Genomic DNA, 24,354 nt, shown 5'->3' on the forward strand with positions numbered 1-24,354 from the left:
AGTCCATCCTGTGAAATCATTAGCTGCTATCTATCCTGAAGCGGTAGAACAAACAAAACATAAGATTCTAGATGATATTGATCGCTTTCTTGGGAACAAAGAATCATTGCCTCTTCTTAAACACTATCTTGATGAAAGAGGCGAATATATCGAACAGATATGGATAAATGTCTGGTTGAATAAAGTTTCCAACAGTGTGCCTAAAAAGGAAAAGAAGGAATATCTCAGAGAGAAAGGCTTCGAAGTAGAAGGGGTTGACCGAAAGTTCATTAACCAGATTTTCCGCAATGAAATAAGGACCTATCAGCCCTTCGATGCGATAGTATGGCTGAATGAATCCTTTAGGGTTAATGAACAAAAATGGAAAGAACACTATCACAATGCAAGGGAACATTATTTTCAAAGAAAACAAGAACAAGAGCGGGCCAAAAAACGAGAAAATATACGAGCTAATATTGATAGGTCGGTATTAGAGATACTCGAGCAAAATTATGAGCTTTTTTATTTGTTTATTAGGCATTATGCAGCCAAACAATTGGTTAAAGACTTTAAACACAATACGAAGTACAAGGCAATTGACACTTATAGGCTGGAAGAAATGCTCGAATTTGATGGAAATTTTGAACCAGCTGATTACTCAACCGTCTCCCAATTTTTTGATGAATTAACCGGTGAAATTCACCAGGCAGTCGAATGGGGCAGAACCTTTTTTGAATATGAGACATATTATTATCGCTATCAAAGGATTCTTTCAGAATATATTGCAAAACTTTCGGCAGATAAGACGATAGGTACAATTTCAGAAGAAACTCTTTCCGATTACAAGGACGCTTTATCGGGAGATTTAACAGCTTCGGTCATATTGGATTGGCTTGAAGATTCCATTTTAGCTTATACGGAGGATATTCTAACCCGGCTGGAGGAAGAGTTTTTATCCGATCTTCTGGCAATTGCAGATATACCATTCGATGAGGCGATTCACAGAAAAATATATGAGCGGGATATAGCTGAACGAGAGCGGAAAATAGCCGAGGAAAAGGCAGCGATTTTGCGAAAGCAGGAAGAAGAAGCCAGAATGCTCAACGATATTTTTGGCCGGGAATATAGCCCATCTCTTCGCCAAAATATTCATTATGTTCTTCATATCGGTGAAACTAATACCGGCAAGACTCACCAGGCACTTACACGCATGAAAGCGGCAGACAGCGGGCTGTACCTTGCCCCGCTCCGTCTGTTGGCCCTGGAAGTATATGATAAATTGAACTCAGAAGGGGTACCTTGCTCCCTAAAGACAGGAGAAGAGGAGAAGATAACTGCCAGCGCACACCATATATCCTGTACAGTTGAAATGTTTCATGAAAAAGATTTTTACGAAGTGGTAGTCATTGACGAGGCCCAAATGTTAGCTGATAAGGATAGAGGCTTTTCCTGGTACAAAGCCATTTCAAAAGCAAATGCCCGAGAAGTGCATATTATAGGCAGCAGAAATATTAAAAAAATGCTGCTCCAGCTACTGGGAGATTCAAGCATTGAGGTGCATGACTATAGCCGCGATATTCCGCTCCAGGTGGAATCTAAAGAGTTTTCGCTGAAAAACACTAAGAAAGGGGATGCCCTCGTTTGCTTTTCCAGAAGGCAGGTACTTGAAACTGCTTCCCTGCTTCAAAGAAACCGCCATTCAGTCAGCATGATTTATGGAAGCATGCCCCCTGAAACCAGGATTAAGCAAATGCAGCGATTCATCAATGGAGAGACTTCAGTGGTGGTTTCAACAGATGCAATTGGCATGGGATTAAACCTGCCGATAGCCCGTATTGTCTTTTTGGAAAACGAGAAGTTTGATGGTACCAGAAGGCGGCGCCTAACATCCCAGGAGGTCAAGCAAATCGCAGGGCGTGCTGGCAGAAAAGGGATTTATGACATTGGGAGAGTAGCCTTCATGTCAGATATCAGAACGATGAGACGGCTGCTTGAACAGGAAGATAAGCCTGTGGATACCTTTGCAATCGCACCGACCAATGCAGTGTTTGAGCGTTTTCAAAAGTATTATCGCGATATTGGGACTTTTTTTGATCTTTGGGAACGATTTGAAAGCCCTAAAGGAACACAAAAAGCAGCCCTTACAGAGGAACGCGAGCTTTATGAATTGATTAGGGGAACTGAGATCGAAGCCCGCCTATCGATGATGGATTTGTACGGGTTTTTGCATCTGCCCTTTTCGAAAAAAGAGCCAGCTTTAACGGTACAATGGCAGAATACCATGTATGCAATAGTAAGGGGAACCGAACTGCCAGAACCGGTCATTAAAAAGCGAAGCCTGGAGGAAATCGAGCTGTCTTATAAATCAATCGGTCTTCACCTCTTGTTTTTGTACCGATTGGACATGCGAACCGAAGCTGCCTACTGGGAAAGGCTCAGGGAAGAACTTAGTGATGAAGTTCATGAGCATTTAAAATCCGAAGTGAAAAATTATCAGAAAACGTGCAGGCAGTGCGGAAAGAAGCTCCCATTCGATCATTCCTTTCAAATCTGTGACTCATGCCATTCAACTCGCTATGCCCGAAGAAGCAGAGGCCGACGTGACCGGCATTAACTTGATGTTCAAAAGGGAAATGAAATATAAGTATAGTTCAAACCGGTTCTTAGCTTGCTCCGGCGATTTAGCATAGAATAGAATGTTGCTGAAGCGAAACTCAAACTGAATTAAACGGAAATCCTGTTAAATTAATCGGTACTTATAGGTTACGAACGGGCATCCTTATACTAGAAAAATTATTGCCTGCTGTAAGGGCACGTGAGCCAGACAGCAGTGCCAATTGAGAGACACTAAAAAGTTTACCGGAATTGGCGGGATCCTATGAAATTTGGCTGTCACGTAAGCATAAGAGAAGGGTATATAGGGGCGGCAAAACTCGCAGCCAGCTTCAATGCAGCTGCATATCAATATTTCCCGAAAAATCCTAGAAGTTTAACGATTAAAAATTTTGATCGATCAGATGCAGAACATTGTAAACAGTTTTGCGAGGAGAATCAATTAATTTCAGTAGCTCATACACCCTATCCCACAAGCCTTACACCAACAGAATCTAAAAAAGATTTAACAATTCAATCGCTGCTAAATGATTTAGAAATTGTGGAAGCCTGCGGTTCAATAGGGGTTGTTGTCCATTTTGGACATCGGACGGAAGAAAATAATCCGCTTGCAGGATATCAATTAATGATAGAAATGCTTAATACTGTCCTAAGACAGTGGGATGGGGAAAGCATGATTTTACTTGAAAATAATGCAGGAAAACACGGGCTGATGGGTACCACGCTGGAAGAGCTTGTCCAGGTTCGAAGCCTCTGCAATTACCCGGAAAAGATCGGGTTTTGTCTGGATACATGCCATGCGTTTGCAAGCGGAATTTGGAATGAAGATAATTCTGATGAGTTCTTTTCAAAAGGGGAGGAGCTTGGATATTTCGAACATCTTAAGGCCATTCATCTGAATAATTCTAAATATCCAACATACTCCATGAAGGACAGGCATGCCAATATATTTAATAGCGGTTATATTAGTGAAAAGCTATTTGAAGAGTTTGTCCATGCCCCTGCCATTAAACATGTACCATTTATCCTTGAAACACCATCCGATGAGGGTGTCACTCATCAACAAGAAATCGCAATGTTAATGGAGAAGTGGGACAACACTCAATTTAAACAAAAGTAATGGGATACAGTTATTAATTCGTTACACTCTGTGAGTGCCACTATCCAGATAGCGGCACTTTTTTATAGATATTAAACATGTAATAATATATTTATGTATAAGTTCGGTTATTTCATTTTAATGCCTAATAAAATCAATGAAACACCCGTAAAGATACACACAGCTTTAGAAATTGAAAGCTTTTCAGACAAACCTGACAATCCTATTGTAGTGGTCGTGATCAAAATGATTGGACCTACGAGGGCAAGAGAGCTGTTTACAATAAGAGCTTTTTCTACATCGTTAAGTTTAAGCATTAATCCCGCTGCAAATATTTCAATACTGCCGGAGATTAATCTTAAAACTACCATCAGCAGTAGCGCTTTTTCAAATACAACAAACATATATGTCCTCCTTTGAAAGGTTCCTCTTAACACTATATGCATTACAGAAGAGCAGCAGGACAACTATTTTCCTTCCGAAATAAACTCACAGCACATTTATTATCTTTAATCCCATTTTCTAAATATCGTACCAGCTAGAAAACCATTAGTTTGTAAATTTCCTTCAGTAAGCGGAAATCAATGTGCGGACGCTTTTAAAAGTATTGTTATTGTAACTCGATAGAAAAGATACTGAAAAACTTAAATGATAAAATAACTGGAAAAGCATTTTTTCCGATACATAATGATAATTGAAAAGGGAGTTGACGTATGGAAGAGCATGTAAAAAAGTCATTGGAAGAGTGGAAAGTAGAAATTTGCGCCTTGTTAAATGATATAGATCATGAATATGAAGAAATGAAACGTGAATTGCAGGTGTATACCTATAAATTCAGCATCACAAAACAGGTTGTTCAATCGACTGTGAATGACGAAATAATCCGAAATATCCGTGAGCTGTACCATAAACCTTTTGAACAAAGATACAATCAGTTGAAAGAAGAGATAAAGGATCTGGAAGAAAAGAAAAAAGTATTTCAAATGTTTGTAGATAAAATAGATAAAGTGAAAGAAAAAGAAGAAGTTAAACCATTTGTTTCTGCCTTATAACTTTTTTAAAAGTTTTCATAGGGGTTGTCCTGGCGTACATTCTTGCTTGGACAGCCCGTTTTTTATACAAAAATAAGAGAAGACATTCGTAAGACAGTGGAGGCAAACGTGACAAATTATTGAGTAGCGTTTCTTATCACTGAAGAAGCAGCACTAAATGATGTATAATTTACCAGAGGGGTGGTGAAAGCAACCGCCCAATGCATAGTACTACAAGATTACTGGGTAAAGAATAGATAGCCAAACGAAGGATAAGCTTAAGATAAAGAGTCTCTATTTTGGAAATAGAAAAAGAGAGGAGACAAAGATGAAGCTGGAATCCGTTTTACATAAAATCAAAACTCATACACCAACCATACTCGGCAGCAGAAGCTTTTCAAAATATTCTGTGCTGCTGCCGCTAATTGAAAAAGAAGAAGGACTTCATGTGTTATTTGAAGTCCGCTCACTAAAGTTAAGGCGGCAACCAGGTGAAATTTGTTTTCCAGGCGGCCGGATTGATCCCGATGACACGGACGAAAAAGGGGCAGCCATACGAGAGACGGTAGAAGAATTGGGGCTTAAACAAGGGGACATTTCAGACGTCTATCCTCTGGATTATCTTATTTCCCCATTTGGAATGATTGTTTACCCTTATATGGGTCTAATAAAAAATATACAGGAAATAAAACCGAATGCGGCGGAAGTTGGTGAAATTTTCACGGTGCCATTATCCTTTTTAATGAAAACTGACCCTAAAATATATCAGGTGAACTTTAGAGCGGAACCCGAAAATGATTTTCCGTTTGACCTAATAGTAGGCGGAGAGAATTATAACTGGCGGGCCAGACAGATAGAAGAATACTTTTATATTTATGAAAATAGGGTTATTTGGGGCATGACCGCAAGGATCCTTGCTCATTTTGTCGAGATACTTAAACAACATAGTCAATACCCGATCGAGGGCAGTTAGGCTGTAATAAAACCAACTGATATTATTATTTATGGAATTAAAGGAGGATCTTATCAGTGCTAAAAAAACGAATAGAAGAACTTACCGCTATCCCTCAAAACCTTTCCCTTTTCAAGGAGGAAAGGGACTATGCAGTGAAGCATAACCTTATTGCGGCGGAGGATGTAACAGAGGTCAATCCTGCAGAACGATTTCAGGATGCCTATATTGAAAAATGTGATAAAGAATCAGAAAATATCATTTCCGAAGAGTCTTCAAACTTTTTAAACCAGCCGATCACTTATTTAAAAGAACAGCAAAATGTGTTTATTTACCTGGAATCGAAATGGTTTGACATAATTGGCGTGGATGCTGTCTCTTTAGAAATGGACGATGTTTTCCGAACATATGATGCACTTCTCGGCTTAAAACTTCAAAAGAAATATGAAAAATCTATCAGAGAATATTTCCAGCAGCATTTTCAAAGAAAGGAAGCCCGATTCAGTTTAATGTTCAGCGCTGAAGATGGCTTATGGAACCTGAATTTCACCTTAAATTACGTAGACGGTTATCATGATGAAATGTCAATTGGAGATGCCTACCAATTAATATACAGTTTTTTATTTAAGCTTGCAGAATCAGTAGAAGCCGTATAAAATTTTGTATGCTAATACAGTCAAAAAAACATACATACCGGTTAACACAGGGAAAGCGAAGATGAGAACAACGCTTGCATGAGCAAAAAAAGAATAAGATTATGAATAGATTTTCAGGAGACACTACTCATATGAGCATGGAGGCATTGAACTGGCGCAAAAACAACTTGATGCCTATAACACAAAAATTTGGAAGGGTCCTTGGATGCTTAATGTTAAGACGTTCAGTTTTTTGGAGTTTCCATCCATTGATGTGACCTATATCAGCATAGAGAACTTGAGAGAAAGTATTCAACAATTATTTAAAGAAAACCCAAATCAGCATGCTGAACTCCGGTCACGAATCGCCCACCAGAATATGTGATTGATCCAAATATGCTGTGGGAAGAGCAAATGGAGTGGAAGTAGAGTCGGTTGCAATGTATGAAGTTATCCATGACAAAATGGCTAAAGCCTGGTTTATTAAATAACTTGGGAAAGCCGCTATTCAATTGATAGCGGCTATTTTCTGTTCATGAGTTATTAACGGTTAGTGCTAAAATCGGCTGTTTCTTAACTTCGTTGCTTATTCAAAGGAATAGCCGATTTCGATCAATCTTCCTTCCTGTAACGCTTTTGTCGTAATAAAGATGTCACTAGTGGATAAGGCCATAATCCCTAATTTCTACCTCTGCGCTGCAATGTACCTGAATAGCAGGATAGACTTTGCGCCAATCGAGATTTTTCCACTCATTATAACTTATGCTATTGCGAACATATTTTCCAATTCCTATGCTGTCAACACTGTGTTTCTGTGTAAATATCACCAATTCCTGAGTTTGTTTTTCAAGGGACTCTGCCATCTTTTCGCCTAAACCATCTCTGTACTTTTTATTATCCAAATTTTTCGTACCGATATATTCAGTAATCGAACCTTTCACTTTAATCGAGATGTCTACAGTAAACTGATTGCTTCCAGGAGAAGAATAAACGTTAATATGTCTTCTGCTGTTGTTTATATCTAATGCTGCGAACTCTGCATCCCCTTGTTGCGATGCAGGCCAGTCAAAATTCAATTGCCCATTGTTTATCATTTTCTTGTTGAGTATGGAAAAAAGAGTACCTTTAGAAGCATCAATTTTTGTTACATACCGCTCTCCTCTAAAAAGGGCAACTCCATCAGTATCAATATGATTTTTACGCTGGATAAACTGTGGCGCAACAGGATCTATTCCATCGTCTTTAACATCTCTCATAAACTGAAAAATATCTATATCAGGTATGATGTTTTCGTCAACTTGTTTTTCAATTAGGCGGTCAAGAAACTCATACGTCGGTTCTTGCTCCTGATAATTTTCAGCAAGCATTTTAGCAGCGTTCCCATTCACAATTATTATGTTGCTTCTCAGACCTATGGTAGGATCTCTTAGGATGGTGTCGAAATGATTTATTACCCCTTGCTTAGCGATGTTTTTTCCGAATAACACCGTTCTAAGCTGCCCATTTACTAACTCTAAATCCGTTTGTGAAGAAAATTCGATCCTTGCATCTTTGCTTGACGTTGCGGTAGATTCGATTATCTTCTGAAGATTATCTTTTTGGATTAGAGGGATGGCAGCAGTTACTTTGATCAGGGCAATATCAGAGCCTTTATCCTTTGTTGCCATATCATAAGAGATAGCTTGAATCATTCCCTGGTCTTCGAGAATTCTCATGTCAGTGCACCCAGCAATTAAACAGCACAATATGGGAACGAAAATGACCTTAGCAATTTTTCCCATCTGCATGCTTCCTTCCCTTTGATCTTAGCAAAATCAATATTATACAAATAACCGGCAAGAACAATGTGACTCCTATTTCCCACCTTGTTAAAAAATCCAGCCAGTTCCTGACCTGCTCTAAACTATCTGGGATTAAAGAAATGAAATATGAGAAAGCGATAAGGATAAATGAAAGGGTCTTATCACTTTTATTTCTGAAAATCCTTTTAGCAGACTCAGTTGCTGCCCAATAGAACATCACTGATGTAATCAGAACCTTTAGCGCAAATAGTGCATAAAGTAAGTTTTCAAGCCGCTCAATAATAGGTAATCTAATGATCGATAAGAAATCCAGCAAAGGAAAAATTAACTCCTTTAAATATTCATATCCAAACACTCCAAAAATGATCAGACAGGTGTACACATAGACAACGGTTGTAATGAGATTGCCAATAATTAACGATGTGAAAAACTTTGATTCTTTATTAATATACGGAAAAAAAAGAATGGATAGCTCAAAACCCAAGAATGCTATGTAAGTTTTGAATATCCCAATAAGCAACCCATCTCCATCCTTAAAAAGAAAAGGAGTGTATCTAGCCAGTTCAATATCGGTAATAAAATAGAAAAACAGCAGCGCCAGAAATACTGTGATTGAAAAAATAAAGGTAGAGGCTTTGGCTATATTATAAATCCCTTTAATGACAAGGGTGTAAATCAATACATCATAACCGAGCTTTAAAAGTGAACCAGGTGTATGCTGAAAAGTAATAATTTGATAAACCATAATATATTGTTTGGCAGTAATACAGCCAATCAAACTCCATAAAACGGTAAGCAGCAAATAAAGGGTATAAGAAAGCATGGGTGGCATACCGTCCTCTATTATTGCAAAAAAAGATTTTCCTCTTCCTAGTCTGTACACCGCTCCAATCAAAAAAATATTTATGTATACTAGGGCAGCTCCAATAATTACCGCCACCCACCCGTTAGTACCAAAATTCTGCGCCAGCTCAGCTGGAAGCACAAATAGAGTAACACCGGTCTGAATTAAATAAATTAAAATGGCCAAATGGAAGGAATGTAGTTTTTCATTCATATGCACCTCACTCCTTTCATTTCTTTTTCTGCCGATATGGATTCCTTGTTTGTGCCTGGTACGGCCTAGTTTTGAGCTTGGAAAAAGGAGCTCTAATTAAAATGTCCTTCATATCAGCTGTTGATATAGGGGCTATAGGGATTAAATAAGAGCTGCCCAAATTTGTCATCCCGCTGAGATGGACAAGGACAAGACCTATTCCTAGTATTATTCCATAATTCCCCCAAATCCCAGCTAGGATAATAAGTCCAAAACGAACCAATCGAATGGATGCGCTCATAATATAATTAGGAATGACAAATGAAGCAATAGCAGAAATGGCTACAGCGATAATTAAAATATTACTGGTAAAACCCGCCTGTACAGCTGATTGTCCAATGACTATTCCACCAACAATGCCAATTGTCTGTCCGATCTTTGTCGGCAGCCTGGCACCAGCCTCTCTCAATAATTCAATTGTAAATTCCATCACCAGTGCTTCAATAAGGGGAGGAAAAGGCACCCTGCTGCGTGATTCCAGCAATGTAGAAAGTAAGGTTCTGGGAATCATTTCGTAATGGAATGTAATAACGGCAACATAAAAAGCTGTGAAAAAAACAGTAATAAAGAATGCACTGTATCTTAATATTCTTAAAGCTGTTGCAACCGCCCATCTTTGGTAGTAATCCTCCGGTGAATTAAAGAATTCAAAAAAACTAGTGGGAGCTATGAAAGCCGATGGACTGCCATCCGTAATACCCACTATTTTTCCTTCCAAAATTTTTGACGAAGCGGTATCCGGCCGTTCAGTAGTCAGGAATTGTGGAAAGAAAGAGTATGGATTTTCTTCAATCATTTGGACAAGCATAGTGGATTCAAAGATTCCGTCTGTCTCAACCGACTCAACCCTTTGTTTTACTTTTTCGACAAAATCTTTATTTGCGACATTCTCAAGATAGAGCAGGTAAACATCTGTCAAAGTGACTTTACCGACTGACACTTTATAGACTTTCAAATGTGAACTCTTGATTCTCCTGCGCAATAACGAAATATTTTGTCCTGCTGATTCATTGAATGACTCATGCGGACCTGTGATCACAGTTTCAGTACCCGACTCATTAACAGGCCTGGTTTCAGGTCCAAAAAGATTGACAAGATATGCCTCATCCTTAAAGAAAATAGCAGCTTCACCATTTAATATCCCTTTATATAAAGACCTGCTGTCAGCTGTTTTCTTATATCTCTTCTCGGTGAGGATTAACGAAACATCAGGAAACTTAATAGTATCAAAGGGTTCAACGAGATATTCCTTCACTTTTTGTTCATTAACCAGATTTTCAATATATAAGTACTCCACTTGAAGTTCAGGAAGGGCATTGTGCACTAAATCAGAACATTCCCGGAATTGATTAATGGTGTTTTCTAATGAGACACTTTCTTGTGTTTCCTGATTTTCTTTCGTAAGGAGAGCCTTTTTATATCTCTTTCTAAAGAAGCCCATATCAGTTCCTCCGCACTTTTACTTCTTGCTGAGAGATAGTTTTTGGTTCTTACCGGGTTCTTATGCAATCTATTCCAATGTTATTTTTCATCAAGACTTATCATTTTTCAGACCAATTTTCCACTACACGCTTGAACTTATCGAGACCCTCCTGAAATTGCTTTTTCCGATGTCCATTAGCACCAGAAGGATGGGGGAAACCGGCTAAAATAAATCCTTTAAGCTTATCTTCTGAAATAAGAGTTTGTACGATTTGTTCTACTGATCTGCCAAGCGGAATTATGAGAATATCATGATTCATCTCTTCCATTTCTTGCGGAAACACTTCATAGGCATAATTATTTAAAAGGGGGCTAGACTCTATCCTTGGGTGATATCCGCTGTAGTTTTGACTTTGGGAGAATACTGGGTATTTGATTAGCGAAGTTGTATGTAGCAAATCGCGTTCCTTAGAAAACAGCGATTCGGAACTTTCCAAATGAAGGGCGCAGGCAACACCGCACTGATCCAGCATTGCAATTAAATTGGTTCTCATCGCTCCAGAGAAACTTGCTGCCATTTTAGCTGATTTGGCCATCTGTTCAAGCGATTCTCCTAAATGTATACTTAAAGCTGCCTGCTCAAATGCCTCTTTCATTTGTGTCCATCCCGGGGTAATTCCGACAATCACAATTCTGGCCTCCCGATTTATATACTCGTTATGCGGGGCGAAAAACATCTCCATATCATCAATTTTCTCCAACAAAAATTCCTTTGTTAATAAATCTTTTTTCGTAAGCTGGCGATCCCTCGGCAGTTGCCGGATCTTTTCGATGTATTGATTTAAAAAGCTAAGTTGATGTGACAAGTTATATCTCCTTTTCATTAAAATTCAAGCCTGTATTATGTAAAAATTTGCCTCCTTTACTTGTAGGTATAAGCTATGATCTTTATCACTTGTTCATTAATGCTCTGAACAAACTTAAAAAATACAGCTGGTGCAACACGGTAAAAAGCGGAACAGAAGAGAGACTCCTTTTGTTCCGCTTTTTTACTGCCAGACATTCATGAAGTCTTATTCTGGGGCAGAAAATACAAATCATGGTGCGGCGGTTCTGTCATTCTTTCTTTCTGCAATCGTCCTTCTTCTACAAGCTCACGTAACCCCCGGTCAACCTCTGAAAATTCTACTCCCAAAATGTCCGCCAATTTAACTGTTGATATTGTCATTTGTTTAGGATTTTTGCTTGAAGACATAATCATCGAATGAGCCCTTTGAAATAATTTGTCCTTATCCAATATGAAACCCTTCTTTCGCAAATATAATATTGCTAACTTTAAATAATTTTCCCAAAACGGTAAATAATATTATCTGTAAAAGATTAGGAGGGTTGCTAATGGGATTTCACCCGCCGAAGAAAATTGCCGGCATTGCTGCAGACCTTGGTGAAAAGAAAACAGAGCTCCCGCTCCGGAGCATGTTATTTCTCGGTTTTCTTGGAGGAGCTTTTATATCTCTTGGGTTTCTTCTGGACATAAGAGTCATTGGGAACCTGCCAGAGAATTGGGGCTCATTTGGCACCTTTTTAGGTGCCGCCGTATTTCCGCTGGGGCTCATTTTAGTTGTTATTGCCGGAGCGGAGCTGGTAACCGGGAATATGATGGCCGTATCCATCGCCTGTCTGGCAAAAAAAGTAACTTTGAATAAACTGGCATCCAATTGGTTTTGGATTACTATCAGCAACTTTATTGGAGCAATCTTTGTTGCCTATGTATTCGGGCATCTGGTAGGCCTTACGGAACATGGCCCTTTTTTGGATAAAACCATCGCCATTGCACAGTCAAAAGTGGATGAGAGTTTTTGGCAGGCCTTCTTTTCTGCGATTGGCTGTAACTGGCTGGTGGGCCTCGGCATGTGGCTTTCCTATGGGTCCGACGAGATTAGCGGAAAAATACTGGCAATCTGGTTCCCAATCATGGCGTTTGTTGCCATCGGTTTTCAGCATGTGGTCGCCAATATGTTCCTGATCCCAGCAGCCATTTTTGCGGGACACTTAACATGGTTTGACTACATACGTAACTTCATACCAGTCTTTCTGGGAAACGTGGTCGGAGGTTCATTATTAGTGGGCTTTGTTTACTGGTTCGTTTATTTGGCGGAGGGTTCTCCAAGTGATACTCCAGTTCCAGGAAAGGAAGCAGCAAAATCAAACCTTAGGCTCAGAAATATTAGGGAGGCAGAAGAATGAAAGAATCAAATTTTTCAATCGAGATTAATGGAAAGGAATATGCTGCTGAGCCAGGACAATCCATATTGGAAGTCGCAAAAGCTGGCGACCTTTTTATTCCAGCCATTTGTTATCACCCCAATTTGGGAACCATCCAGACATGTGACACATGCTACGTGAACGCCGGCGGTGAACTGGTTAGATCTTGTGTAACAAAGGCTCAGCCAGGTATGAAGGTAGAAACGCTCTCCCAGCCGGTGCAGGAAGCTCAGTATGAAGGAATATCCAGGATTTTGAAAAATCATGAGCTCTATTGTACGGTGTGCGATAACAATAATGGAAATTGCACCATCCATAATACAGTTGAACACATGGGCTTAGCACACCAGAAGTATCCGTTTGAGGCAAAGCCATACCCTCCGGATAATTCACATCCGTTTTACAGGTACGAGCCCGATCAGTGTATTTTATGCGGTCGCTGTGTTGAGGCTTGCCAGGATCTGCAGGTAAACGAAACGCTAACAATTGACTGGAGCCGTAAAGTACCCCGTGTTATCTGGGATAATGATGTTCCAATCGATGAATCTTCATGCGTATCTTGCGGCCATTGTGTAAATGTATGCCCTTGTAATGCTTTGATGGAAAAATCGATGTTGGGAGAAGCGGGCTATCTCACAGGAATACCGCCTAAAATTCTAGCTCCGATGATTGATATGACAAAAGAGGTAGAACCAGGTTACAGAGAGATCTTTGCTATTTCCGAAGTGGAAGCTGCCATGAGAAAGTCACGAATCAAGCGTACGAAGACAGTATGTACATACTGTGGCGTTGGCTGCAGCTTTGAAGTATGGACAAAGGACCGCGATATCTTAAGGATCCAGCCTCTTGAAGAAGCACCGGTAAACGGAATTTCCACATGTGTTAAAGGTAAATGGGGCTGGGATTTCGTAAACAGCGAGGAACGGCTGACAAAACCATTAATCAGAAAAGGCGACGAGTTTGTTGAGGCCACGTGGGATGAAGCGCTTGATCTTATCGCCGAAAAGTTAGGCGGAATTAAAGAAAAATATGGCCCTGATGCCCTCGGCTTTATCGCATCGTCCAAGTGTTCAAATGAAGAGAATTATGTCTTCCAGAAACTGGCGCGAGGCATAGTAGGTACAAACAATGTTGACAACTGTTCCCGCTATTGTCAATCCCCGGCAACAGCCGCACTACTTAGAACCGTAGGCCATGGGGGAGATGCAGGAACCATTCATGATATACAAGCTGCGGAATTAATTATCGTTATCGGTGCAAACGCGGCTGAATCACATCCAGTACTGGCGACACGCATTAAAAGAGCCCATAAGCTGCATGGACAGAAATTAATCGTTGTTGACTTACGTGAGAATGAATTGGCTCAGCGAGCTGATTTGATTGTCCATCCGAAACCAAGTACAGATCTAATCTGGATCAATGCCGTTACAAAATATATCCTCGACATGGGCTGGGAAGACAAGGATTTCCTTGACGAACGAGTTAACAACTATGAAGAATTCGTTAAATCGCTTGAAAAATTTACATTGGAATATGCAGAAGAGAAGACTGGAGTCACAAAAGAACAAATGATTACCGTTGCCACATCGATTCATGAAGCGAAATCGACCTGTATTTTATGGGCGATGGGTATCACACAGCATTCCGGTGCAACAGATGCCAGCACAGCTATCTCTAACCTCTTATTAATCACAGGAAATTATGGCCGGACTGGAACAGGGGCTTATCCGTTAAGAGGCCATAACAACGTTCAAGGTGCCTGCGATTTTGGGACAATGCCGGCATGGTTTCCTGGATATGAGCCAATCCAGAGCCCTAAGGTACGCGAGCGTTATGAAAAAGCATGGGGAACAGCAATCCCATCAGAACCAGGATACGATAATCATCAAATGGTTGAAGGGATGCACAAAGGTGAAATAAAAGCAATGTATCTTTTCGGTGAAGAGATGGCACTGGTGGATGCCAATTCAAACTATGTTCAGGCTGCATTTGAAAAATTAGAGTTCTATGTCGTGCAGGATATCTTCTTCAGTAAAACAGCTCAATTTGCTGATGTTGTGTTACCTGCTGCACCTAGCCTTGAAAAGGATGGGACCTTTACCAACACGGAACGCCGCATTCAGCGCTTTTATAAAGTTCTTGAACCGCTTGGGGACTCAAAGCCTGACTGGGAAATTATCCAGGAGGTAGCTAACCGTCTGGGAGCCAATTGGAATTATAAACATCCAAGTGAAATCATGGACGAAGCCGCCAGCCTCGCACCGATATTTGCAGGCGTCAGCTATGATCGGCTGGAAGGATTCCAGTCTCTGGTTTGGCCTGTAGCAGCAGACGGAAAAGATACGCCATTGTTATATACTGACAAATTTGCATTCCCTGATGGCAAGGCACGTCTTGTCGCTGTGGACTGGACACCTCCCGTTGAAGTGGATGCAGAATACGACCTGCATTTAAACAATGGCCGTATTCTTGAGCATTTCCATGAAGGGAATATGACTTATCGTAATGAGGGCTTAACCCATAAGGTACCTGATACATGGCTCGAAGTATCACTTGAGCTCGCCAAGGAACGAAATCTGCAGGACGGCACTTTGGTTGGACTGACTTCCCCATACGGCCATGTGGAAGTAAGGGTAATTGTAACGGACAGGGTGAAAGGCAACGAAGTTTATTTGCCAATGAATACACGTGATGACAGCAAGGCGGTCAACTACCTGACAAGCAGCTACCATGACTACATTACACACACACCTGCCTATAAGGAGATGGGTGTGAAGATGGAAGTGATTGAAGCAGAGGGAGAATCACCGCTTCCTGACCATAACCACCGTTTTGGGAACAGAGTTCCACAAATAAGCGTCAAGGTAGAAGAAAAATGGAATCGTGCCGATTTCACACCGATTGATGAATTAATTCAATTAAGGGGGGATGAATATGGCCAGAGCAATCAGGCAAATTAGCAAGCAAACTCCAAATGTCGAGGAAGAACAGGCACAAGCAGCAGCCGATTTGATGAGACAGCTCACCGAGAATAAAGATGCAGTAATCGCCGGGATCCAAGTAATGAAAGGCCTTAATGATATGGGTATTTTCGATGCTCTTAGAGGAATGTTGGATAATCGGACAGAAGTAGGAGCCATTGCGATGCAGCAGCTTAATCAGCCGGCAACTCATAATGTAATAAAAGCAGGCATGTTCGGTATCCAATTTTTAAGCACCCTGCAGCTTGGACAGCTGGAAACCGTTATGAATGGTGTCGGACTCGGGATGAAACGGTTATCGAAAACCGGACAAGATGGGGAAAAGCAAAGCATTTGGAAAATGAGACGTAGGCTTCGAAGCCCGGAAATACGAGCCGCAATGACAGCAATGGTCGATTTTATGGAAGGAATGGGCGAAGCATTCCTGCATAACAAGAAACACGACGAGTAGAAAGGGTGGCTGGTTTGGAAACTGGTATGTTTGTTGTAAAGGATATGGTCAGCCAGGAGGATGCAAATACAATTATGAACGCCTTGCTTGAGGTCTGGGGAGTATCCCGGGCCGAAGTAAACTTATCGAAAGGCGAAGCCATGTTTACCTATGATAAACGCATGGCTTCCGCCATCGATTTCGAACAAGCAATCCTGGACTCGGGGTATCAAATTGCCCATGATCAGCATAACCCAGGTGACAATAACAATTTAGTGGATCGGGGTGAATCGGATGAAAGTATGTGAAATCTGCGGATCTAAAGAAGAAATGGAAGTTGCAGAAGAAGAAACTTATAGCCGAAAGCTGATTCATATTTGTGAAACCTGCAGGGATGACCGGATCCTTTCATTTGAATAATATATCAAATAACCTGGCCTTGGGCCAGGTTATTTTTTAGGACTTTATTGAACAACCTTTGCACAAATGCAAGGGGTCTTACATGAAGGAATTTCATAAATATTGTCGAATTTCAACCTGAGAACCTATTCATGTTAAGGAGGCAATATGCATGGAGGCATATTCTTATTTCTGCAATACAAGAATTGAAATGGGGATAGGAAACGCAAAAAAAATTGCGCAAATATTAGAGCCGTTCAATGTGGGTTCATCCATTTTATTGGTCAGTGATCCAGGGGTAGTGGGAACAGGCCTTGTCTCACCCATACAAAAAGCTTTGGAGGATGCAGGCTATAATGTAACTCTTTTTGACGCACTTTCACAAAACCCGCGGGATACGGAATGTATTGCAGGGGCTGCACTTTTTAATGAGTGTGAAGCACAGGCTATTGTAGCTGTAGGCGGGGGAAGTGCAATGGACGTAGGGAAAGCCATTGCCCTAATTGGACCTAACGGCGGCAGTCCAACTGAGTATGCAGGAGGAATAAGGCCTTACACTAATATTGCACCGATCATTTGTGTGCCTACTACAGCAGGCACTGGATCCGAGGTCACTCGCTCATCCGTCATTACAGAGCAGGCAACCCATCGAAAGATCACGCTTAAAGATGCTCTCCTTAGACCTCTGCTGGCTATCCTTGATCCTGAACTGACGCAAACTGTGCCGCCGGCAGTAACAGCTGCAACCGGAGTAGATGCCTTGGTCCATGCCATTGAGGGCTATACCTGTAAGGTTTCAAATCCGATTTCCCGGGCGCTAGGTGCATCAGCCATGGAGAAAATTGTTTCAGCCTTGCCTGAAGCCTATCGGGATGGCCGAAACATTGAAGCGCGCTTCAAAATGCAGGAAGGAAGCCTGCTTGCCGGGCTCTGTTTTGGATCAGCTGATGTTGCCGCTGTACATTGTTTAGCGGAAGCGTTGGGCAGTCTTTACGATACCCCACATGGCGTGGCAAATTCGGTATTTCTCCCTTACGTCCTGAAATTCAATGCCCAGGAAGATATACAAATGCATGCCCGGCTGGCAAAATACATGAACTTTGCCCAAGATTCGGATACAGAAAGCTTAGCTATCGATAAACTGATAATAGGAATACAAGAGTTGACTGAGAATTTAGCAATACCCAAATTGAATGAGCTGCCTGGAGTTAAGACAGAGGACTTTGATAAAATCGTTGAATTATCAGTCCTTAACGGATCAACAAAAAGCAATGTTCGAGCTATAAATGCATCAAATTATAGGAAAATACTTGAAACAGCCTATCATTCTGAAAACTAATTTTTTATGTAAGTAATGGCTGCAATTTTGCTGGTTCAGGGACGATGACAGTTTTGCCGTTTTAGTCAGTTATTCAGTATCTGTGGAGTTTGAAAGAAAATGTTCCATTTTATAACATTAATAAAATTCTTAGCCATTCAACGATTGAACAAACCAAAGTATGCGGATAATATAAGGGCCGAATAATAATCTCGCAGCAAATTAGAAAGGGTGAATTCAATGCCTCTCTGGCTGATATACGCCATTCTTGCTGCCGTTTCCGCAGCATTGGTCAGCATTTTTGGGAAAATTGGCTTAAAAAATTTTGATCCCAACACGGCTACTGCGATTAGGGCCATCATTATGGCTATCTTTTTAGTAGGAATAGTTGCCTTTGAAGGCAACTTAGGTAAGATTCCTGAAATTATAAACCAAAAGAAGACGTTTCTTTTTATTATTCTAAGCGGGATAGCTGGGGCGACATCCTGGCTGTTTTACTTCATGGCATTAAAAATAGGAAAGGTATCACAGGTAGCACCAATTGATAAACTAAGCGTGGTCATAGCAACTGTTGCGGCGATTCTGTTTTTTGGCGAGAAGATCAGTATCGTGAACGGGGTCGGAGTTGCCCTTATCGCCCTCGGCGTTTTTTTAACTTCACTAAGTTAAAATAAAAATATTTACGGATGGAAATCAGCTTGGATTCACAAGCTGATTTCATTATTTTACGCCCCCTACTGGATTACTCCCTTATCAGCTGGCATTCATGTGGATCTACCTCTACAAAACCTTCAACACTCGGGCTGTCTCATGGCTCCACCCTCGATCCATTCGGAAAGCCAAAGGCAACCATTGCAACCCCCTTACTTGGAAAGAGGTAGAAGTTTTCTGCCGTCCGATTTCACCATATTAAACATAAAGCAAAGAATCCAGGATGAAGGTGATTGGTTCAAAATGGTTACGACAAATAACCAGCAACAGAGTCTAAACGAAATTTTGGCATTTATTAAGCATTAATTTGTTTTTTTATGGGAAAATAAAGAGTAGTGCTAAAAACTACATAATGGGAGGAGAGCAACATATGGAACCAATTGAAGAGGGCGAAATTTTCACTATAACCGATGAGGATGGCGAAGAACAGGAAGTGGAAGTACTCGGTGTTATAAACGTCGATGGTACACAGTATGCAGCCGTTAGCTTTGTGGAAGACATTCAAGAGGAAAATGAAGAAATTGATGTTTTCTTTTTAAAAGTAGATACTGATGGCGAATTTTCAGCCATTGAAAGCGAAGACGAATTTAACAAGGTATCCGCTGCATTTACAGAAGTGATGGAAGATTAATTATTAATAAATCCAGACTACATGGGCTTAAAATCAAGTAGGAGGGGGTTAGTCACCCCCTCTTACTTGATTGATCTTAACATAATATTGCTATTTTGATGCCAATTCTGATTTTGTCAGCACTTGTGAAATAACACTCGTCACACTTTGCGGGCCTTGTGCATCATGTCCGGCTTCCCATAGCATCATCCCGCCAAATCCTTGATCCATTGCAAGCTTTGTTTTCTTCTGGATTGTATCCATTCCGTTATAATGATAGGTCGTTCCATTCATGCTGACGGTGTCACGCTTGCCATTTGCAGGATTTTTTTTGATAATGGTAGCATATGAAACCTGCTTTATCGATTGTTCCTCAGGCTGGGCGTAAGCAGGGACTCCCAGCACAAGTTTCTCTTTCGGCAGCTTGTGATCTTCAAACAGGACAGCCCAATAATTAACTGCATTTTCAGCAAATGAGAAAGGAGACAAATAGGCAGCATTGTATCCAACATCGTACTGGCCATCATAAGCCATGATATTTACATGGTCAACATACTGAAACATACTTGGCTCGAACACAACTGATTTGACTTCTGCTCCTGTAACACTATGAACCTTGGAATAAACAGCTATTGATAACTCCTTATTTTGCGAATGCAGCCGTTCACTTAATTCCCTTGTGAAAACGGCCAGGTTTCTGGCATCCTCACTGGATCGGGGATGTTCATAATCGATATCGACCCCGTCCAGATGCTCACGACCTATTATTCTCATAAGCTCATTAACAAGCTTTTTTCTAGAAGACGGGTTTGCCAAGGCCTCTTTAAAATAATCATACGATTCTCCACCCTGTATATGATACCATCCGCCTACTGCGAGAATAACTTTAGTATTTTGCTTATGCGCTTTTCCAACCGTCGACCTTAGGTTTTTCAGAGCCATATCACCATTTAGCAAAACACTGCCATCCTTCGCCGGGTGGGCAAAAGAAAATATCACATGTGTCATCTTGGAATAATCAATTGAAGCTGGATCCCGAAAATCCTGAACATAGCCCATCAGCACTTTTGATGAAGATGTCTTAATTTCCGGTTTTTCCTTAGGAGCCGGCTTTTTCTCCGAATGTGGAACTTGTTTAACCACAGAAGTCTTTATTGTGAAATGCTTAGAATATAAAACCCCGGCCAAAAATCCGCCGCAGAAAATGATTAAAACTATCAATCCAAACAGGAAAGATTTTTTCTCCATATAGAATCCTCATCTTTTTGTTTTATTTTTTTCCTCCTAAAATTGTAACAAAAAATGACTCTATTAAATCTTGGTAAAATCCACCGGCAAATATTCTTTTAAAAAAATATCCTATAAAAATAACACTATTTATTCTTTGATTAATAGAATGTAAATACTGGTCAATCATGAGCGGCCGAAGCTGGAATGGAAACATACTGCTACTGCGATTTTGCATTCGAGTATGATTACGATTATGTGTATGTAAATGCAGTGGTGCAGGAGAAGATGTGTAACAACTTTTGAGGATACTAAGAGTTATATCAATATATCGATTCCAGATTCTGAGCGTAAAGTTCCGAACTACGATCTGAAATTTCAGTTATTCGGCGAAGCGAAAGATAACTCAGCCGGAGCTGTTCGGCTCAGTAAATAACGGAAATTAAAGAAGAACCTGCTTCCATATTAATAGGAGGCAGGCTTCTTCTTTATGTTAATTATTTAATATAAGTTTAAAGAGGATATTTCCGTCCTTCCGCACCCGGTGCTACATCAGTGCCATTGTTGCCTTCAAATTTCGGATCGGCAAAACCGCGTTTCTGCTCCACTCCTGTTCCGTCACTTTGATGGGATTTATGCTGCTGCTGGATCCTGATAAATTTTTCTTTATCTTCATTAACCATAACAATGACCTCTTTTCCAATGAATTTTCTGTCTGTTTTAGTATGATAAAACAGAGACTTAACTATTCGCTGCATAAAAAGTCAATGTTTCTTATTTTTTTTTTTAAATAGGCGTTTTGGCAGCCGGAAGTTCCTTCTTCTAATTGCAAATTTAGGTTCCTTTTCTTTAAAATATCTTAATATGATAAACAATAGATAGATACACAATGCTACATAAAAGAAAGCAGGAACATTTTCAAATCTTGATTTAGAGACTAAATAGAACATGTAAAAAAGGAATAATGTTATGAGTACACTGTATTTTGGAAGTGGAACCCCAAGCTTCTTCAAGCTTGGAATTTTAACCCTGCTGACCATAAAAAAGCAAAGCCCATAGAAAAGCAGTATAAACACCCAAAGCGGAATTGACCCCACAAATAAAGTTAAGAAGGTGACAATGCCTCCAGCCAGGGTAATCGGTATTCCTTTAAAATGCTTAAGCGAATCTTCGGTAGATGTAATATTAAATCGTGCTAACCGATAGGCACCAAATAGCGGAAATAATCCTGACATAATAATTCCAGTCATACCAAGATCGTAAAAATATGTTTGTGCCGCCAAGAAAGAAGGCGCAACCCCAAACGATACAATATCTGCTAACGAATCAAGTTCTTTTCCAATCGCATTTGACACACCAAGTATCCTGGCAATTCTTCCATCAACTGCGTCCAGCATGATGGCTATAAAAATTAAGATTGTCGCATTTCTTAAATCGTCATGGATTATATATGGGATGGATAAGAACCCGCAGAATAAATTCCCGAAAGTAAATAAATTGGGGACATGTTTCTTCATCATACACCTTCTTTGTTTTGTTTATTAATCTCTTCCTTATTATTTTAACCTTTTTTGAGTTGGTAAACATAATGAGTTTAACTGTTTTTTTGTTTAAAGCTTCTTTTAATTTGAAAAAGGAAGGAATTTCGCTAAATGATAATATTTTAGAATGGAGGGAAGAAGAATAAAAATATCTGAAAGGAATCAAACCATTCAAAAGTATCAGCAGGGGAGATACAAACATGACAGGTTCAATGGAGATTGTCTTACGAACATTAACCGCCTTTATTTTACTATGGCTATTTATTAAGATATACGGTAAACAAATCATTTCCCATAAAACATACCACCTATATATCGCCTCCATAACACTGGGAACAATTGCAGGGAATCTGGCATTTAATATTAAAATCAAGTTTCTCTATTTTGTTGTGGCCTTTGTGACAATGGGTTTTGTTGTCATTATTTTAAATACGACTGCCCTTAAAAGCCGGACCTATAGGAAATGGATTTCCGGAATGCCAACCACAGTTATTGAAAAAGGACAAGTCCTCGAAACAAATATGAGGCGAATGGGTTATTCCTTTGATTCGCTCTCCCAGGCCCTACGGCACAAAGGGATTTTCGATTTTGAAGAAGTAGAGCATGCATTGTTAGAAGTGAACGGTGATTTATCGGTTCTAAAGAAGCCTCAATACCGCAATATCACAAGAAATGATTTACATATATTAACCCCAGCAACTATGTTTCCAATAGAGTTAATAATGGATGGAAAGATGATCAAACCGGATCCAGGAAAAGAAGATTACGGAACACTGCTGAAGGAAGAGCTAACTAGACGGAACATCTCGATCAAAGATGTAAGCTATGCGGTCGTAGGTACAAATGGAAGACTTTATTTGGATATGTATCAGGATTTTCCAGCGAAAGGAACGCAAGAAGAATTGGCTTTTATAGTAAAAAGCGATTAGGATATAACTTTCAGGCAAAGCGGCATCCATCTCTGCCTTTTTTCTGCTAAAAGGGCAGATCTACAAACTCGATGCCTTTCTTATTTGATAATCAAGATGAACTAAGTCTGCTAATTACAGCTTCAAAAATTTTTTCTCTAATTGCTATTTCAAGCAGTGATTCACTGGTTTTTTATCAGACATATACCAAACTCTGCCCAGCTGGACCATATAAAAAGCCCTTCGTCATCGGACGTGGCCCACATACTGCCTTTCTTTAGTCAGAGCGCTTACGCTTTTCAATTCCTCCATTTATAAATCGCAAGTCCCGCCAATATGCATATAAAAATCATTAACCTAAAGTTTTATGAATTACCAAAAATACACAGTAGTGGTATTATTTACATATATTCACCAGTAAGTCTCAATCGTTTCAGATACGGGAGGTAATATTGTGGCGAACACTAAGTTGCTGTTTTCATATCATAACTGGGCTACTAACCGGCTGCTGGACTTTATTGCAGATAATTCTCCAGAGGTATTTAACGAAGGAGTGGAGAGTGTATTTTCATCCATCGGTGAAACATTCAGCCATATCTATACGGTGGACCAACTTTGGTTTAATCGAATCACACGCACGGAGGGCGGTGCCGCACCCGCAGTATTCACAGATGCTAATGATGCAAAGAACGAAATAAATAAATTGTATCAGTTGATGGAAGATTTCTTAAAAGATGCGGATCTAAGTAAAAAGATCGCTTATAAGAATTCAGCCGGCACCGAGTTCCAAAATAAGACTGATGATATTTTTATCCACCTGACAAACCACGGTACCTATCATAGGGGAAATATTACTGCCATGCTATGGGAGTTAGGTAAAAAAAGCATATCTACAGATTATATTTTTTATTTAAGAGAAATAGGCAAACATGACCCTTGTTTTACAAATTTATAGTATCACGTCAGCATAATCAGGTTTACCGCTAAAATTCATTGATGAATAAAATTTATGGAGTTACCATCAAAAGCAATTGCTTTTGAGTGGTAATGCCATTAAATTTTAAAGCTTACTAATTAGTTATCATAACAAACCTTAACAAGATGATGGAGTAAAACCATCTGTTTTTAATAATGAGGATTCCGCAGTAGTTGAAGCTGACACCTTGATTAATGATTTAAACGTGGAGCTAAAGAATTATTAGTTATGTTTGAATAAAACAGCAGTAATTCACTTGTAAATGAGGATATCCAAAAAATAAAACTTCAAAAGGAACCGCACATTACCTTGCGGTGCTGCACCCCAAAAGTTAGAGTTAAAACTAACTTTTGGGGTGT

25 protein-coding genes and 1 pseudogene are annotated in these 24,354 nt (G+C 40.0%); 17 read left to right on the forward strand and 9 right to left on the reverse strand.

Going from position 1 to position 24,354, the window contains the following annotated elements; translation table 11 throughout:
• Nucleotides 1–10: 10 nt before the first annotated feature.
• Both D0469_RS14165 and D0469_RS14170 read left to right on the forward strand, forming a co-directional pair.
• Nucleotides 11–2,593, forward strand: coding sequence for a helicase-related protein (locus D0469_RS14165; protein ID WP_233523063.1), 2,583 nt, complete (start codon nt 11–13; stop codon nt 2,591–2,593).
• A 264-nt stretch (nt 2,594–2,857) separates the two neighbouring features.
• Nucleotides 2,858–3,712 carry a deoxyribonuclease IV gene (locus D0469_RS14170; RefSeq protein ID WP_117327392.1) on the forward strand — a complete coding sequence of 285 codons (855 nt, stop codon included), beginning with the start codon at nt 2,858–2,860 and terminating at the stop codon, nt 3,710–3,712.
• A 107-nt stretch (nt 3,713–3,819) separates the two neighbouring features.
• Here the strand turns inward: D0469_RS14170 and D0469_RS14175 are convergent, their stop codons facing one another.
• Nucleotides 3,820–4,095, reverse strand: coding sequence for a YqhV family protein (locus tag D0469_RS14175; RefSeq protein WP_117327393.1), 276 nt, complete (start codon nt 4,093–4,095; stop codon nt 3,820–3,822).
• Nucleotides 4,096–4,404: 309 nt separating this feature from the next.
• Between D0469_RS14175 and D0469_RS14180 the strand changes: the two genes are divergently transcribed.
• The 4 genes from D0469_RS14180 (at nt 4,405) to D0469_RS21150 (ending at nt 6,694) form a co-directional block, all read left to right on the forward strand.
• Nucleotides 4,405–4,743, forward strand: a complete 339-nt coding sequence (locus tag D0469_RS14180; RefSeq protein WP_117327394.1) for a hypothetical protein — start codon at nt 4,405–4,407, stop codon at nt 4,741–4,743.
• Between the two features lie 307 nt (nt 4,744–5,050).
• On the forward strand, nt 5,051–5,695 hold the full coding sequence (locus D0469_RS14185) for an NUDIX hydrolase (protein WP_117327395.1): 645 nt from the start codon (nt 5,051–5,053) through the stop codon (nt 5,693–5,695).
• A gap of 56 nt (nt 5,696–5,751) precedes the next feature.
• On the forward strand, nt 5,752–6,330 hold the full coding sequence (locus D0469_RS14190; RefSeq protein ID WP_117327396.1) for a branched-chain amino acid aminotransferase: 579 nt from the start codon (nt 5,752–5,754) through the stop codon (nt 6,328–6,330).
• A gap of 205 nt (nt 6,331–6,535) precedes the next feature.
• Nucleotides 6,536–6,694, forward strand: a complete 159-nt coding sequence (locus D0469_RS21150; RefSeq protein ID WP_158553480.1) for a hypothetical protein — start codon at nt 6,536–6,538, stop codon at nt 6,692–6,694.
• A 271-nt stretch (nt 6,695–6,965) separates the two neighbouring features.
• Here D0469_RS21150 and D0469_RS14195 read toward each other — a convergent pair whose 3' ends face one another.
• The 5 genes from D0469_RS14195 to D0469_RS14215 all read right to left on the reverse strand — a co-directional run bounded on the left by D0469_RS14195 (nt 6,966) and on the right by D0469_RS14215 (nt 11,926).
• A complete protein-coding gene (locus tag D0469_RS14195; RefSeq protein ID WP_117327397.1) occupies nt 6,966–8,096 on the reverse strand; it encodes a Ger(x)C family spore germination protein in 1,131 nt (376 codons plus the stop codon).
• Nucleotides 8,074–9,168 (reverse strand): GerAB/ArcD/ProY family transporter, encoded by a 1,095-nt coding sequence (locus D0469_RS14200; RefSeq protein ID WP_117327398.1) that lies wholly within the window; start codon nt 9,166–9,168, stop codon nt 8,074–8,076. Before D0469_RS14200 ends, D0469_RS14195 begins: the two co-directional genes overlap by 23 nt.
• Before the next feature lie 16 nt (nt 9,169–9,184).
• Nucleotides 9,185–10,648 (reverse strand): spore germination protein, encoded by a 1,464-nt coding sequence (locus tag D0469_RS14205; RefSeq protein WP_117327399.1) that lies wholly within the window; start codon nt 10,646–10,648, stop codon nt 9,185–9,187.
• A 100-nt stretch (nt 10,649–10,748) separates the two neighbouring features.
• On the reverse strand, nt 10,749–11,495 hold the full coding sequence (locus D0469_RS14210) for a hypothetical protein (protein ID WP_233523064.1): 747 nt from the start codon (nt 11,493–11,495) through the stop codon (nt 10,749–10,751).
• Between the two features lie 197 nt (nt 11,496–11,692).
• Nucleotides 11,693–11,926 carry a hypothetical protein gene (locus D0469_RS14215; RefSeq protein ID WP_117327401.1) on the reverse strand — a complete coding sequence of 78 codons (234 nt, stop codon included), beginning with the start codon at nt 11,924–11,926 and terminating at the stop codon, nt 11,693–11,695.
• A 98-nt stretch (nt 11,927–12,024) separates the two neighbouring features.
• On the opposite strand from D0469_RS14215, the gene D0469_RS14220 reads away from it, so the two are divergent.
• The 8 genes from D0469_RS14220 to D0469_RS14255 all read left to right on the forward strand — a co-directional run bounded on the left by D0469_RS14220 (nt 12,025) and on the right by D0469_RS14255 (nt 19,364).
• Nucleotides 12,025–12,876 carry a formate/nitrite transporter family protein gene (locus tag D0469_RS14220; protein ID WP_117327402.1) on the forward strand — a complete coding sequence of 284 codons (852 nt, stop codon included), beginning with the start codon at nt 12,025–12,027 and terminating at the stop codon, nt 12,874–12,876.
• Nucleotides 12,873–15,854 carry a formate dehydrogenase subunit alpha gene (gene fdhF, locus D0469_RS14225; protein WP_117327403.1) on the forward strand — a complete coding sequence of 994 codons (2,982 nt, stop codon included), beginning with the start codon at nt 12,873–12,875 and terminating at the stop codon, nt 15,852–15,854. Before D0469_RS14220 ends, fdhF begins: the two co-directional genes overlap by 4 nt.
• The gene (locus D0469_RS14230; protein WP_158553484.1) at nt 15,829–16,326 is read left to right on the forward strand and encodes a DUF1641 domain-containing protein; all 498 of its coding nucleotides are present in this window, start codon (nt 15,829–15,831) and stop codon (nt 16,324–16,326) included. Before fdhF ends, D0469_RS14230 begins: the two co-directional genes overlap by 26 nt.
• A gap of 14 nt (nt 16,327–16,340) precedes the next feature.
• Complete coding sequence (locus tag D0469_RS14235; protein ID WP_117327405.1) at nt 16,341–16,613, forward strand: heavy-metal-associated domain-containing protein; 273 nt, start codon at nt 16,341–16,343, stop codon at nt 16,611–16,613.
• A complete protein-coding gene (locus D0469_RS21910; protein ID WP_267897314.1) occupies nt 16,600–16,725 on the forward strand; it encodes a hypothetical protein in 126 nt (41 codons plus the stop codon). The genes D0469_RS14235 and D0469_RS21910 overlap by 14 nt, the downstream gene beginning before the upstream one ends.
• Nucleotides 16,726–16,876: 151 nt before the next feature.
• Nucleotides 16,877–18,043, forward strand: coding sequence for an iron-containing alcohol dehydrogenase family protein (locus D0469_RS14240; RefSeq protein ID WP_117327406.1), 1,167 nt, complete (start codon nt 16,877–16,879; stop codon nt 18,041–18,043).
• A gap of 219 nt (nt 18,044–18,262) precedes the next feature.
• Nucleotides 18,263–18,691 (forward strand): EamA family transporter, encoded by a 429-nt coding sequence (locus D0469_RS14245; protein WP_117327407.1) that lies wholly within the window; start codon nt 18,263–18,265, stop codon nt 18,689–18,691.
• Nucleotides 18,692–19,103: 412 nt separating this feature from the next.
• Nucleotides 19,104–19,364, forward strand: coding sequence for a DUF1292 domain-containing protein (locus D0469_RS14255; RefSeq protein WP_117327409.1), 261 nt, complete (start codon nt 19,104–19,106; stop codon nt 19,362–19,364).
• 90 nt (nt 19,365–19,454) lie between these two features.
• On the opposite strand, the gene D0469_RS14260 is transcribed toward D0469_RS14255, so the two are convergent.
• Complete coding sequence (locus D0469_RS14260; protein ID WP_117327410.1) at nt 19,455–20,591, reverse strand: glycosyl hydrolase family 18 protein; 1,137 nt, start codon at nt 20,589–20,591, stop codon at nt 19,455–19,457.
• A 271-nt stretch (nt 20,592–20,862) separates the two neighbouring features.
• Between D0469_RS14260 and D0469_RS14265 the strand changes: the two are divergent.
• Nucleotides 20,863–21,006 (forward strand): annotated as a pseudogene (locus tag D0469_RS14265) (hypothetical protein); the annotation flags it as partial.
• 76 nt (nt 21,007–21,082) lie between these two features.
• Here the strand turns inward: D0469_RS14265 and D0469_RS21155 are convergent.
• A complete protein-coding gene (locus D0469_RS21155) occupies nt 21,083–21,253 on the reverse strand; it encodes a hypothetical protein (RefSeq protein ID WP_158553487.1) in 171 nt (56 codons plus the stop codon).
• Nucleotides 21,254–21,334: 81 nt separating this feature from the next.
• On the reverse strand, nt 21,335–22,090 hold the full coding sequence (gene pssA / locus D0469_RS14270) for a CDP-diacylglycerol--serine O-phosphatidyltransferase (RefSeq protein WP_325048959.1): 756 nt from the start codon (nt 22,088–22,090) through the stop codon (nt 21,335–21,337).
• 221 nt (nt 22,091–22,311) lie between these two features.
• Here pssA and D0469_RS14275 point away from each other — a divergent pair, with 221 nt between their 5' ends.
• Together D0469_RS14275 and D0469_RS14280 are read left to right on the forward strand one after the other, a co-directional pair.
• Nucleotides 22,312–23,040: a DUF421 domain-containing protein gene (locus tag D0469_RS14275; RefSeq protein ID WP_117327413.1), complete on the forward strand. Its 729-nt coding sequence runs from the start codon at nt 22,312–22,314 to the stop codon at nt 23,038–23,040.
• Nucleotides 23,041–23,473: 433 nt separating this feature from the next.
• Nucleotides 23,474–23,974: a DinB family protein gene (locus tag D0469_RS14280; protein WP_158553489.1), complete on the forward strand. Its 501-nt coding sequence runs from the start codon at nt 23,474–23,476 to the stop codon at nt 23,972–23,974.
• Nucleotides 23,975–24,354 lie beyond the last annotated feature (380 nt).

This window comes from Peribacillus saganii, from assembly GCF_003429095.1.
Classification (GTDB): Bacteria; Bacillota; Bacilli; order Bacillales; family DSM-1321; genus Peribacillus; species Peribacillus saganii.

Bases quoted from the DNA above. Each gene is read 5' to 3' on its own strand.
- pssA (WP_325048959.1), bottom strand. From the start codon at position 22,090: ATGATGAAGAAACATGTCCCCAATTTATTTACTTTCGGGAATTTATTC.
- D0469_RS21910 (WP_267897314.1), top strand. From the start codon at position 16,600: ATGAAAGTATGTGAAATCTGCGGATCTAAAGAAGAAATGGAAGTTGCA.
- D0469_RS14230 (WP_158553484.1), top strand. From the start codon at position 15,829: ATGGCCAGAGCAATCAGGCAAATTAGCAAGCAAACTCCAAATGTCGAG.
- D0469_RS21150 (WP_158553480.1), top strand. From the start codon at position 6,536: ATGCTTAATGTTAAGACGTTCAGTTTTTTGGAGTTTCCATCCATTGAT.
- D0469_RS14220 (WP_117327402.1), top strand. From the start codon at position 12,025: ATGGGATTTCACCCGCCGAAGAAAATTGCCGGCATTGCTGCAGACCTT.
- D0469_RS14180 (WP_117327394.1), top strand. From the start codon at position 4,405: ATGGAAGAGCATGTAAAAAAGTCATTGGAAGAGTGGAAAGTAGAAATT.
- D0469_RS14275 (WP_117327413.1), top strand. From the start codon at position 22,312: ATGACAGGTTCAATGGAGATTGTCTTACGAACATTAACCGCCTTTATT.
- D0469_RS14195 (WP_117327397.1), bottom strand. From the start codon at position 8,096: ATGCAGATGGGAAAAATTGCTAAGGTCATTTTCGTTCCCATATTGTGC.
- D0469_RS14175 (WP_117327393.1), bottom strand. From the start codon at position 4,095: ATGTTTGTTGTATTTGAAAAAGCGCTACTGCTGATGGTAGTTTTAAGA.
- D0469_RS14255 (WP_117327409.1), top strand. From the start codon at position 19,104: ATGGAACCAATTGAAGAGGGCGAAATTTTCACTATAACCGATGAGGAT.
- D0469_RS14185 (WP_117327395.1), top strand. From the start codon at position 5,051: ATGAAGCTGGAATCCGTTTTACATAAAATCAAAACTCATACACCAACC.
- D0469_RS14260 (WP_117327410.1), bottom strand. From the start codon at position 20,591: ATGGAGAAAAAATCTTTCCTGTTTGGATTGATAGTTTTAATCATTTTC.
- D0469_RS14200 (WP_117327398.1), bottom strand. From the start codon at position 9,168: ATGAATGAAAAACTACATTCCTTCCATTTGGCCATTTTAATTTATTTA.
- fdhF (WP_117327403.1), top strand. From the start codon at position 12,873: ATGAAAGAATCAAATTTTTCAATCGAGATTAATGGAAAGGAATATGCT.
- D0469_RS14240 (WP_117327406.1), top strand. From the start codon at position 16,877: ATGGAGGCATATTCTTATTTCTGCAATACAAGAATTGAAATGGGGATA.
- D0469_RS14170 (WP_117327392.1), top strand. From the start codon at position 2,858: ATGAAATTTGGCTGTCACGTAAGCATAAGAGAAGGGTATATAGGGGCG.
- D0469_RS14245 (WP_117327407.1), top strand. From the start codon at position 18,263: ATGCCTCTCTGGCTGATATACGCCATTCTTGCTGCCGTTTCCGCAGCA.
- D0469_RS14205 (WP_117327399.1), bottom strand. From the start codon at position 10,648: ATGGGCTTCTTTAGAAAGAGATATAAAAAGGCTCTCCTTACGAAAGAA.
- D0469_RS21155 (WP_158553487.1), bottom strand. From the start codon at position 21,253: ATGGTTAATGAAGATAAAGAAAAATTTATCAGGATCCAGCAGCAGCAT.